Origin of the sequence: Psychrobacter fozii, from assembly GCF_003217155.1 — a bacterium.
GTDB classification, from domain to species: Bacteria; Pseudomonadota; Gammaproteobacteria; order Pseudomonadales; family Moraxellaceae; genus Psychrobacter; species Psychrobacter fozii.
This window is the reverse complement of record NZ_QJSU01000001.1, coordinates 190413-202574: the sequence shown is the minus strand read 5'-3', so window position 1 is coordinate 202574 and position 12162 is coordinate 190413. Positions and strand designations below refer to the sequence as shown.

The following is a 12162-nucleotide window of genomic DNA, read 5'->3' as shown; positions in this document are numbered from 1 at the left end:
TCGTATAGGGTGTAAGGCTATCTATTCATATCTTATTATTGATAGGCTTGGTTTAAATGTTCATGCATCAGCATACTATTAAATTTTCATTATCAGTAAGTTCTGTTGGTAGCGATGTCAGCACGCTTTGTAAGAGCAGTCGACGGTCAGTTACTGGCTTAAAAATATTGAAAAGATATATTGCTGTTGCAGTCAATCCATCAAAGTCTAGCAATAATATCGCTGTTATGAGTACTATTATATAAAATAGTTATTCAGCAATTATCTCTCTAGGTAAAGCAATTGGTCATTTTTTATTTATCGTTCTTTCTAGTATAACGTCAATAATATCTTGGGTGCTTTAAGGTTAGGCATCGCGGCTTTGGTTATTAGCGGGGCGTACTTGGCAAACAGAATAAATGACCAGGCTATCGGCGTGGTGCTGTATTTACATTGTTATCGTCATCTGTTTGACCACCAATACTTAGGCAGCTATCGATATACTTTTCGATCCTAATGCTAAATCACCCATACTTGCTCAGCTACGCTCGCATAAAGGACTATCAAAAAATGTCATTGTTATGCAGGTTGTGAGTCAATGTAGTGTTATTAGCGATTGATAAATAGGCATTTTGCCAAATTTATTAATGCTGAGTTTATTAACACAAAGGTATTTAGTGTCACTATTTAATGTTATGGCACTGCATAAAAGTCAGTGCGGTTCTTTCAATTTATGGGCTAATATCTATAAATATCGGTAATGGATATTTTTAAACAGATAGTACACCCTAAAATTAGATGAAACGTACAATCTTGACAGCGTATACAGCTTACACCTTGTTGCTAGCAAGTAGCAAAAATGGTGGCCAGCTATCTGAAACAACAATGATTATTGCCGCAGCCTCTGCTTAATTGTCGCTCAACATGCTAAACTATAGCAAATCTTTGTGTAAATACCTAACTAAAAATGACGAACTCAAAAATGACTGAAGACGCACCTACCCCCGAAGCTCCTGCTATCTTTAATAGCAAAACACGCCCGCAAAGCGCTGACGATGAAATCAGCAACTTTGGTAAGGTTAATTATCTTGAAGTAACACGCCATCAGCATGACCAACGCTTGGATAACTTTTTGTTGAACCGTTTAAAAGGTTTGCCAAAACCGCATATCTATAAAATGATTCGCTCTGATGAAATACGTGTCAATAACAAACGCTGCAAAGCGCACGATAGAGTACAGCGTGAAGACGTGGTGCGTATCGCGCCAGTGGTACTCGCTACCCGTGAAAAACCAATCATTAGCACTGAGTTTGCTAAGAGTTTATTAGCACGCGTGGTTTATGAAGATGAAGGGATGCTGGTGCTGAATAAGCCTTCTGGCATCGCCGTTCATGGCGGTAGTGGTTTGGATTTTGGCGTTATCGAAGCCATGCGTGAAGTGACGGGTAAAAAATACCTCGAGCTGATACATCGTATTGATAAAGATACGTCAGGTCTGTTGATGATTTCTAAAAAACGCTCAGCACTAAAAGTGTTACAACAGCATCTAGTAGACAAAACCATCCAAAAGCATTACTTGTGTATCGCAAAAGGCCAACCAGCGCTAAACGAGCAACGTATCGATGCGTCATTACTACGCTATACAGTCGCTAGTGGTGAACGCCGCGTCAAAGTAGATAAGCAAGACCCACAATCTAAAGAAAGCCAGACAGATATTGTCGTTCATGGTCGTTTTATGATTGCTGATCAGCCAGTGAGCTTGATCGAAGCCAAACCATTGACTGGGCGCACGCATCAAATTCGTGTGCATTTGGCTCATATTGGTCATGCTATCTTGGGTGATGATAAATATAACGTACATGACAAGTCAGGTGTTCATCGCCTGTGCTTACATGCATGGCGCTTAGATATTCCAGGTTATGAAACCATTACCGCACCGCTACCAGATGACATGGCAGATTGGCTACCAGAGCAAATTACATTGCCTGAATAAGTAGCATAGTCAACGCTTTACCTATTAAGTATCCATCCTAAACGTCACGAACTCTTATTTCTCTTAATAAGTCGCCGTGACGTTTTCGTATCTACACTTTATTATCGCTATTCGCTAAGGCCTATTCATGAGTGAACAAACTGTAGCCAGTACTACAACTTCTACCGAAAGCGCTTCGTTACTAGTCAATCATCAGTTAGCAGATAAGACGCTGATTATTTTTGATTGGGATGGTACATTGATGGACTCAATTGGTTTAATCGTTGAGTCGATGCATGTGGCAGGACAGGCACATGGGTTTCAGACGACTGATAAAGCCGTGCAGGACATCATTGGCCTTAGCTTGATGAATGGCATTGAGATTTTGTATCCGCAAGCAGATGAGTCGCAGAAGCTGGCTATTCAACAAAGCTATGCAGAGTACTATATTGCCAACAGCCACAGTACGCCGCTTTTTGCTCCTATAGAAGATATGCTACAGACTTTGCAGCAGCAAGGTAAAAAGCTAGCGGTCGCAACTGGTAAAAAGCGAAAGGGTTTAGATCGCGTGCTAGATGCTTCAGAGAGTCATCATTACTTTGTGATGACGCGCTGTGCCGATGAAGCAGGCTCAAAACCTGATCCACAGATGCTGACTGATATTCTGAATTATACGCAGCAGCAAGTTTCTGATGCTGTATTTATCGGTGATAGTATCTACGATATTCAAATGGCGACTCAGCTAGGTATGACCAGTATAGCGGTGGATTATGGTACGGCATCTAGTGCTGAGCTCGCCGCGCAACAGCCTACTTATCAGGTCGATACACCGGAAGCACTGGCTAAACTCTTATTTGGATAATGTCAGTTTCAGTGGTTTAGTTATTTGATAACGTAGAGATAATATGATTATCTGTGATAATAAAAAAGGGTTTATCGATAATAACGATAAACCCTTTTTTTATGGAAAACTATAATAGCTATTTGCTCTCGTTTTGAGCGCCTTCTTTTTGAGCACTGTCTTTTTCAGCGCTATCTTTTTCAATAGCATCTTCTAGCTCTTCGCCTTCTAATAATGCAAAAGAGGACTCAATAATTTTGTCTGCATCAAGCTGGTACTCATACCAGTTGCCCATTATGCCAGCCAACTCATCAAGGCCTTCTTTTCTCAAAGCTGAAAATAGCTGAATGGTACAATTCAGCCCCAGCTCCTTTAGTCTTTTACGAGTATTAAGTAGAGCATTCTTGGACGCGCCATATTTCAGTTTATCTGCTTTGGTTAGCAAGATATGTACTGGCAGTTCGCCATCATTTGCCCAACGTAGCATTTGCTCGTCAAAGAATTTTAATGGATGACGAATGTCAGTCATCAGTACCAAACCGGCAAGGCTTGAGCGTGATACCAAGTACTCTTCTAGCTCAACCTGCCACTCTTTTTTCATCTCAAGCGGCACTGCTGCATAGCCATAACCAGGTAAATCAACTAGGCGCCTATCAGCATCACCGATACTAAAAAAGTTAATCATCTGCGTACGCCCAGGTGTCTTAGACGAACGTGCCAATTGGCGCTGATTGGTCAAGGCATTGATAGCCGATGATTTGCCAGCGTTTGAACGTCCGGCAAAAGCAACTTCTAACCCCATGTCAGGTGGGCAAAGACGAAAAGTAGGTGCTGACATCATAAATTCAGTTTGCTGAATCTTCTGACGGGATTTGGTGTTGAACACCGCATGTTCGGCGGCGACATCTGTAAACGGGGTATTCATAAATGGCTCATTAATCTTAAAAAATTGGATACGGTTATAAAATTTGATTTAGCTGGTTGAGAAAGCGGTGCATTCGACAAAAGACTGAGCAACGTTGTGCGTTGCAATTTCCAGTGTTCATGGGTCGTAAAAGCAGTCGTTTCAAATTACTGACCATTCTATACTATTAGTGGTCTTACTTATTGAAATAACTGCGATTAGCATTATATAAATAGCAACATAACATTAAAGTCATGGGTACTGGTTATCGCTATACCAAATGCATTACCAAAGTGAAACTCGATTTATCTATATTTAGATGACATATATTGTTACAATATTCAATAAGATACAATAAATGGAAGACGTTTAATAGGAAGAGTGATTAAACGAATAAGACAGCAAAAGGGGTGTTATATGATTTCAATCACCACGCTTTTTAGCCAAGCTCGCCGTGTTTTAATAGCTAGTGTTTCGACATTAGTACTAAGCACCGTCGTTATGACCAACGCAAACTCTGCTGATACCGCCACGACCTATAATAACTCATGTGCAGCCTGTCACGATAGTGGGGCGCTAAATGCGATTAAAAAAGGTGATAGTGCGAAATGGCAGCAACTTATAAAGCAAAAAAGTATGCCAACGCTGATCAATTCAGTCAAAAGCGGTATGATTCAAATGCCTGCTGGTGGTCTTTGTGATGCCTGTAGCGATGATGACTATCGTAAGCTTATTGAGTATATGAGCAAGTAATAGATGCGGGAATAAGACAAAGTCATACCAAACAAAGCGCTGGGTTTTACGACCCTTATGCGCTTTTTATTTTTCGTGAGTATCCTAGCGTACTTTGTTAGAAAAACTGACGGATGTGACGATTAAGTAGGCAAATGCTACAAAGTCTTGCTATAATAATCGAAAATAAACCCTGATGTTAGTAAGTACTTTCAGATTGTTTGTGGCCAAGACCTTAAATCATATACTTGCCTCGCTAATTATAAGGCAGTTTGTATCAGGTGTCTTATTAGTACACTCATTCTCAATAATACTTACACCGAGTTAGTAGGATTTGTATCAATGAAAAAGTTAATCGCTGCTGCCAGCTTATGCGTTGCAAGTTTCAGCGTACAAGCTGCTATTATTGTTCCTGAACACGACGTCAATGCTGGTAAGCAAATCGCAGAAACCGTATGTGCTGCCTGTCATGGTGCTACTGGTGTTAGTGTTGTCCCTGCGCAGCCTAACTTAGGTGGCCAAAACGTCAAATATCTTTATAAACAGCTGGTCAATTTTAAAGCGGGTTACCGTAAGAATGGCATCATGCAATCGCAAGTTGCGAACTTATCGCAGCAAGACTTGGCCAACGTGGCTGGTTACTATGCTAGTCAAGCGCCTTGGGGTGTTGGCTTTGGTAACCCTGCGACCAATCAAGCAGCCTCTAAGTTATTCTTAGGTGGTGACAAATCACGCGGCGTTATCGGCTGTGCGGGTTGTCATGGGCCAGATGCTGCTGGTAACACTTGGGCGGCATTTCCAAAGCTAGGCGGTCAGCACGCAGAATACATATCTACTCAGCTAAAACTCTTCCGTGCCGCTGGCCGTGTCGATGATATCGACAGTGATGACCAAAAGCGAGTCAACGATGCAGCGAAAGAAGGCGATATGGGTATGATGCAGACAGTTGCGTCGAAACTGTCAGATCATGATATTCGTATCTTGTCAGACTACGTCAGTGCTGTTCACTAATTTATTAATACTGTTTACGAGTACGTAGTAGATGCTTCGTAAGTGCCGCTACTGATCTCTAGACCGTATAGCCGTCATTGTTTTATTATTAAACCCCGATTTCGGGGTTTTTTTATAACTATTCATCCCTTATATTATAGGGGCAGTATATATACAGGTGCTCTTCCTTGTACCGTATAATTATAAATTATCGTTATTCACTTTACATCAAACTCAAAAAGTATGATTAGCCGTGTCAAAGTCATTTAGCCTACATTGTATAGCGCTTGCACTCATTTTTCTTGCTACTCTAATTTTTGTGAATGATATTAGCTCGTTTGGATTTAGATTATGATGATCCGTTATGCCTCTTACTTTATCGCAGCCCTGCTACCGTTACTCTTGTTTCGTTGGTTTGCACCTGCATCTATTGGCGAGATTGATTTCTGGCTACTTTGGTTACTAGCAATGGTACTGGTATCATTGCCGGTCATTTATGCTGAAATAGCGTTGGCCTATCGTAGTGTTGAGGCACCATTAGCAGGGATGCAAAAGCTGACTCGTGAAGCAGATGCCAGTCCAATCTGGCGTAGTTTTGGTTGGTTGGCAGCATTGGTGTCTATCATCATCGCAGCATTGGTTGTATCTGGTGCAAGCTCTGGCATATTAGGTGCATTGACTGAACTGAATAGCGCACCTGATGTGCCAAGCTTTGCAGTCGCTGCGGGCTTGATGGTCATCGCTCTATTATTGAGTTTGGTGGGCGTTGCTCCTTTAGCGATTGGACTCGGGTTGATGGTTGTCGGTTTGGTACTAGGTGTGGCGAATGGTCTACCTAGTATCGACTTTGCGATGACTGACATTAGCTTAAATGAATGGGCACGTGCAGTAGCGTTAGCGCTAGTGAGTGTTGGTGCAGGAACAGGCTTGTACTGGTTCGGTCAAAATTTAATAACCAAACAGACGGCAACAGCAGTAGACACAGACAATTATAACGCGCAAACACCTGCTCGCAGTCGAGTGACAGCTGAGTATCGTGCAACCAAATTGGTACTACCGATTTGGATATTGCAGTTAATCGTTGGTGTGGTTGCACTATTAATTAGCGGCGTGTCATTACCACCAATTGGACAGCTGCTATATTGGGTAGGGGTGCTGTTCGTCGCGAGCTATCTGCTACATTATAGTACGCAACAGTTGGCACATAAGTTCGGGCTGTTGGTCAGTTTGGGATTGACGTTGGTACTAGCACTGGTGTTAGTCATTTCCATTCCAACCACATGGTTGGTCGGTATTTTGGTCATTATTAGTAGCGTGGCAGTGTTGCTGTTATCGATCTTTGCAGGGTGGCAGATGAAAATCAGTCATTTGCGTAAGTCGTTGAACTTTGGCAACGAGGCGCTGTATAACTTATGGCGGATAGCGATACGTTTGGTCGTACCAGTCGCATTGTTATTGGCCTTGATAGGTTGGGTGATGCAGTGGATAAGCTAACAGCTGATCAAAATAGCGGTGTTGATAATAGTGATGTGTTGCCGTCAGAGCAGACCACATTAATGACCGTATATTTGGCATATGCCGAAGATGAAAAGCGTCAGCATTATTTAGCGTTACAAGTTAGCCGTGATACCAGTCTGTATGATGTACTAAAGCAAGCAGGCTGGTTGGTAGAGTTTCCGGATTTAGCAAAATGGTGTGATGAGGTTGCTGATATTGCTACTCCGACTGCTAAGCGTTGGCATGTAGGAATTTATGCACAGAAGCAACCGCTTAGCTATCGCTTACAGCCTTTTGACCGTATTGAGGTATATCGCAGCTTAAGCGCTGATCCTATGTCTCAGCGCAAAAGTAAATCTCGCAGTTAAGCCTGTCACTATTACGAAGCTGGAAGACTTTCTATACCTTCGATACGACTGACCAAACCGTTATCATCAAAATAGATAACTAAGTGTTGGCTAGCATTTTTGACATCAGCAATACCTTTACGGCCGCCTTCTGTCCCTGCTTTATAGTCATAAATATAATCCCAACGCTTAGGTTCTAGAGTGTCTCTAATAGCTGGGCTACCAAGGATATAAAGTACTTGGTTTTGATTCATGCCTACTTGTAGATTTTGCGCTTGTGCCTGAGTAATAGCAGTGCCTTGTGGCAAGTCAATCTTATAAACACTCAATAATGAGCAGCCAGACATAGCGACAGTAGCGCTAAGCATACTGGTGATGACAATCTTGCGTAATGTGCTTGTACGGCTCAACGGACGAAAAGTTAATGTCTTTATCATGGTAAGATGACTCACAAGAAATGAATTAGGCGCGGCCAAAGCTGGTTGGTGCTAGTCTGACCGACAATCTTGGACAAATGATACGTCATTTACTTGCAATTTCCTACCACTTACGACATTATTTACCAAACACTACCTGAGTGGTGTTATCATTTATATTTTAAATTCATATACTTGCATAAATATTTATTGAAAAATTATAGACTAATAATTCACTCAGAATAAGTAAGTTTACTGTTCTTAAAATGCTTCATATATTATAAAAAATAATCGCTAATGATTATTTATCTCATATTTTTGGTTCTTTATTTGCTAAGACTGTCACAGTCAGAAGGGATATTATGGCTTCTTTTACCAATCAAGATTTACGTAAAGCCGGATTAAAGGTGACGTTACCTCGTATCAAAATTTTAGAGCTGCTGGAAAGTGCAGCGCTGCATCATATGAGTGCAGAAGAGGTTTATAAAGCGTTGATTGAACAAGGCGAAGATGTTGGCCTAGCGACTGTTTATCGAGTGCTTACGCAATTCGAGCAAGCAGGCATCGTTGAACGTCACAACTTTGAAAACAATTTGTCAGTGTTCGAAATTACCCAAGAAGGTCATCACGATCATTTGGTTTGTGATGTTTGTGGAAAGATTGTAGAGTTCCACAATGAGGTAATCGAAGAAGAGCAGCTAAAGGTTGCAGAAAAACATGGTTTCAAGCTGTCAGGTCATTCATTGGTGCTATATGGTATCTGCGACGAACAAGAATGTCAGGATAGTATCAAATAACCATCTTTGGCTTTTCACCACTCTCAAAAACAAATTGTTTCTCAGAGCTTATAAAGATCTTTGAAATAGCAAAAAGCCCTCATTATTAGTAATGAGGGCTTTTTTGTGGTAAAGAGCAAATATTTTCTAGCAAAAACTCTATGGCCGCTTCAAACAGATAGCCGTATTTAAGTGATGTTTAAAGATAAACTGTCAGCACCTTCATCTAGATTACCTGTACCATTTTTGCTATTCAGCTTAATTTGAAGGCGTAAATCGTTAGGAGAGTCAGCATGGAGAATGGCCTCTTTATACGTAATCTCTCCTTGCTCATATAAGTCAAAAAGTGCCTGATCAAAAGTCTGCATACCGCTATCGCGTGAGCGTTTCATGACATCTTTAATCTCATGAACTTCACCTTTACGGATATAGTCACTAATGAGCTGTGAGTTCAATAGAATCTCAATAGCAGCGCGGCGTCCTTTACCATCAGGTGTTGGAATGAGCTGCTGCGCGATGATGGCTTGCAAGTTAAGTGATAAATCCATGAATAGCTGATTGTGGCGATTTGCCTCAAAGAAGTGAATAATACGGTCAATTGCTTGGTTGGCGTTGTTAGCGTGCAAGGTTGCAAAAACCAAATGCCCAGTTTCTGCATATTGAATGGCATAGCTCATGACTTCAAGGTTACGAATCTCACCAATCAAGATAACATCTGGTGCTTGGCGCAAGGTGTTTTTTAGGCCTGCTTCAAATGAGTGAGTATCGATACCAACTTCGCGCTGGGTGATGATACATCCACGATGTTGATGGACAAACTCAATAGGGTCTTCGATAGTGATGATATGACCATGAGAGTTTTGGTTACGGTGTCCTATCATGGAGGCAAGGGTGGTAGATTTACCAGTACCCGTTGCACCCACAAGTAGAATGATACCGCGTTTTTTCATGGCTAACTCTTTTAGCGCGGGTGGTAAACGTAGCTCTTCAACCGTTGGAATTTTATTTTCGATTTTTCGTAAAACCATCCCTGCCATATCACGCTGTATAAAAGCACTGACACGAAAACGGGCTTGTTGTGCTTCATCTGCAATAGCAAACTGACACTCGTTGGTTTCATCAAATTCTTTTATCTGGCCTGGTGTCATGACACCTTTGACCAATCGCATGGTTTGTTCTGAACTTAAGGGCGTTTTACCAACAGGTAGAATCTTCCCGTTTACTTTCATGGAAGGTGCTACATCAGCGGTAATAAAAAGGTCAGAGCCATTTTTATTGATCATTAACTGTAATAGTTTATCAATATCCATATCGTACCTGCATTCGATGTAACTCGATTAAGAAAATGTCTGAAATCATGATTGAAAGATCGCTAATGGTGAATAATAAAAATAATGCTACAAAAATGCATCAGGCTGTTTAGCATAAGGACGGGCAACGTCTTTACTGATTGTACCTTTTGACACTAGATTTTTAAGTGTCTGATCGAGTGTGATCATTCCATCACCTGCACCTGTTTGGATAGCAGAATACATCTGAGCGATTTTATTTTCACGTATTAAGTTACGAATAGCAGGAGTACCTAGCATAATCTCGTGTGCTGCAACACGTCCACCTGCCTGACGGCGTAGCAGCGTTTGCGATATCACGGCTTGGAGTGATTCTGATAACATGGCACGAATCATGTCTTTTTCTGCTGCGGGAAATACATCGATAACACGGTCAATCGTTTTTGCCGCTGAGCTGGTGTGCAGAGTACCAAACACTAAGTGACCGGTTTCTGCCGCAGTCAAGGCCAAACGAATGGTCTCAAGGTCACGTAGCTCACCAACCAAAATAATGTCAGGATCTTCACGTAATGCAGAGCGTAGAGCAGGCTCGAAGCCTAAAGTATCACGGTGAACTTCACGTTGGTTAATCAGACTTTTTTTAGATTCGTGGACAAATTCGATAGGGTCTTCGATGGTTAAGATATGCTCTTTACGGCTTTCATTGATATAATCAATCATGGCCGCTAGTGTTGTTGATTTACCAGAACCTGTTGGACCCGTGACCAGTACCACACCACGCTTTAAGTCTGATATGCGCTTGAATACTTCGCCCATACCTAGATCTTCCATGGTCAAAACCTTGGAAGGAATGGTACGAAAGACAGCGCCAGCACCGCGATTTTGATTAAAAGCATTTACCCGAAAGCGTGCTAGATTAGGAATTTCAAAAGAGAAATCCGTCTCAAAGAACTCCTCAAAGTCTGCACGTTGCTTATCATTCATAATGTCATAGATGAGCTGATGTACGACTTGGTGAGTCATGTCTGGCATATTAATACGGGTCATTTCACCATCGACACGAATCATGGCAGGCATGCCGGCTGAAATATGTAAATCTGATGCTTTATGCTTAACGGTAAAGCGCAGCAAATCTTCGATGCTTAAGTTGTTTTTTTCAGCCATAATCAGGTATTCCTATCAATCAATAAGGGTAGAACAAACGAGCATAAAAGTGCGTGGTTGATAATCAACAAAAGACCTATCTTAGGTTCACTATACGAATAAAACATAATTTAGTGCTTTTACCATTACTATTATATTCAGTAGCATATGTTAAACCATGTAACAATATAATAACAAGACTGATGACATTTAACCATCTACTACGCTAAGAAACTGTAAATTATCCATTTACCCCCGTAATTTATAGATTTGAATTCATTTATAGTTGAATTCAAATAATTTCGATACAAGGAAACCGAGTGTAAGTTATACATTAGTATGGTTAGCGAGGATAAAAATATAGCGGGTTTATATGGATTTGGGCTAGATATGGAATTATGGCTATAAAAAATGCGACCATGACCAATAATAGATATCGGTACAGTAATTAAAAATTACGGATTTAAAAACGGATAAAATTACCTTTGCGAGTGATACATGAATAAAACTGAGAATAATATGGATAATTCAAGCCTTATTGATAACTGGCAGCAAGTCAGTAAACAAATACATCAGACAAGTGATCTTGCTGGAAGGCAAGTTGATAGTGTTGTTTTATTAGCTGTCTCCAAAACCAAGCCAGCTGATATGATTTCTGCTTTGGCTCAGAAGGGGCAGCGTCATTTTGGTGAAAATTATCTACAAGAAGCTCTCGAAAAAATTAATACTTTAAAGTCGCAACCCGAAGGTGAGGGAATTGTTTGGCACTATATTGGTAGTATTCAGCGTAACAAGACCCGCGATATTGCTGAGAGTTTTGATTGGGTGCAAACGGTTGAGCGTGACATTATTGCCAAACGTTTAAATGATCAACGTCCAACTGAATTGCCACCATTGAACGTACTAATTCAATTAAATATCGATAATGAACAAAGTAAATCAGGTTGCTTGCCAGAGCAGCTGCTTGAGTTGGTAACCACTATCAAAGCATATGAGCGACTACAGTTACGTGGTCTGATGATTATTCCTGCCAAGTCAGATACTGGTGCATTTGCTCGTACTAAGCAACTATTTGAAGAGGTTAAAGAAAAGCATCCAGAGCTGAATGGTTGGGATACATTAAGTATGGGTATGAGTGGCGACATGACGGAAGCCATAGCCAATGGCTCGACGATGGTGCGTGTCGGCACTGGCATATTTGGTGCACGAGCTTAATCTTAATTTACTAACGCTAGGTAGTCGGTAAGGTATGTCATCAATGAGATCATCAGGACGA

Annotated in this window: 12 protein-coding genes; 8 read left to right on the top strand and 4 right to left on the bottom strand. The window is 41.1% G+C overall.

All coding sequences use genetic code 11. The features are described from left to right. The first annotated feature begins 961 nt into the window (after positions 1–961). Positions 962–1972: an RluA family pseudouridine synthase gene (locus DFP82_RS00805; protein WP_110921831.1), complete on the top strand. Its 1011-nt coding sequence runs from the start codon at positions 962–964 to the stop codon at positions 1970–1972. Between the two features lie 127 nt (positions 1973–2099). Further along, positions 2100–2813 (top strand): HAD-IA family hydrolase, encoded by a 714-nt coding sequence (locus DFP82_RS00800; protein WP_110921830.1) that lies wholly within the window; start codon positions 2100–2102, stop codon positions 2811–2813. Positions 2814–2931: 118 nt separating this feature from the next. Here the strand turns inward: DFP82_RS00800 and yihA are convergent, their stop codons facing one another. After that, the gene (gene yihA, locus DFP82_RS00795) at positions 2932–3717 is read right to left on the bottom strand and encodes a ribosome biogenesis GTP-binding protein YihA/YsxC (RefSeq protein WP_110921829.1); all 786 of its coding nucleotides are present in this window, start codon (positions 3715–3717) and stop codon (positions 2932–2934) included. Between the two features lie 396 nt (positions 3718–4113). On the opposite strand from yihA, the gene DFP82_RS00790 reads away from it, so the two are divergent. The 4 genes from DFP82_RS00790 (at position 4114) to DFP82_RS00775 (ending at position 7283) form a co-directional block, all read left to right on the top strand. Then, on the top strand, positions 4114–4449 hold the full coding sequence (locus DFP82_RS00790; protein WP_110921828.1) for a c-type cytochrome: 336 nt from the start codon (positions 4114–4116) through the stop codon (positions 4447–4449). Positions 4450–4770: 321 nt separating this feature from the next. Continuing rightward, positions 4771–5439 (top strand): c-type cytochrome, encoded by a 669-nt coding sequence (locus DFP82_RS00785; RefSeq protein WP_110921827.1) that lies wholly within the window; start codon positions 4771–4773, stop codon positions 5437–5439. 330 nt (positions 5440–5769) lie between these two features. Beyond that, positions 5770–6912, top strand: coding sequence for a hypothetical protein (locus DFP82_RS00780; protein ID WP_110921826.1), 1143 nt, complete (start codon positions 5770–5772; stop codon positions 6910–6912). Beyond that, the gene (locus tag DFP82_RS00775; RefSeq protein WP_245905571.1) at positions 6900–7283 is read left to right on the top strand and encodes an RnfH family protein; all 384 of its coding nucleotides are present in this window, start codon (positions 6900–6902) and stop codon (positions 7281–7283) included. Before DFP82_RS00780 ends, DFP82_RS00775 begins: the two co-directional genes overlap by 13 nt. An 11-nt stretch (positions 7284–7294) precedes the next feature. Here DFP82_RS00775 and DFP82_RS00770 read toward each other — a convergent pair whose 3' ends face one another. Beyond that, positions 7295–7714 (bottom strand): outer membrane protein assembly factor BamE, encoded by a 420-nt coding sequence (locus tag DFP82_RS00770; protein WP_110922204.1) that lies wholly within the window; start codon positions 7712–7714, stop codon positions 7295–7297. 326 nt (positions 7715–8040) lie between these two features. Between DFP82_RS00770 and fur the strand changes: the two genes are divergently transcribed. Beyond that, the gene (gene fur / locus DFP82_RS00765) at positions 8041–8475 is read left to right on the top strand and encodes a ferric iron uptake transcriptional regulator (protein WP_110921825.1); all 435 of its coding nucleotides are present in this window, start codon (positions 8041–8043) and stop codon (positions 8473–8475) included. 167 nt (positions 8476–8642) lie between these two features. Here the strand turns inward: fur and DFP82_RS00760 are convergent, their stop codons facing one another. Continuing rightward, positions 8643–9764: a PilT/PilU family type 4a pilus ATPase gene (locus DFP82_RS00760; protein WP_110921824.1), complete on the bottom strand. Its 1122-nt coding sequence runs from the start codon at positions 9762–9764 to the stop codon at positions 8643–8645. Positions 9765–9851: 87 nt separating this feature from the next. Next, a complete protein-coding gene (locus tag DFP82_RS00755) occupies positions 9852–10907 on the bottom strand; it encodes a type IV pilus twitching motility protein PilT (protein WP_110921823.1) in 1056 nt (351 codons plus the stop codon). A 477-nt stretch (positions 10908–11384) separates the two neighbouring features. Between DFP82_RS00755 and DFP82_RS00750 the strand changes: the two genes are divergently transcribed. Beyond that, positions 11385–12101, top strand: a complete 717-nt coding sequence (locus DFP82_RS00750; RefSeq protein ID WP_110921822.1) for a YggS family pyridoxal phosphate-dependent enzyme — start codon at positions 11385–11387, stop codon at positions 12099–12101. The last annotated feature ends 61 nt before the right edge of the window (positions 12102–12162 follow it).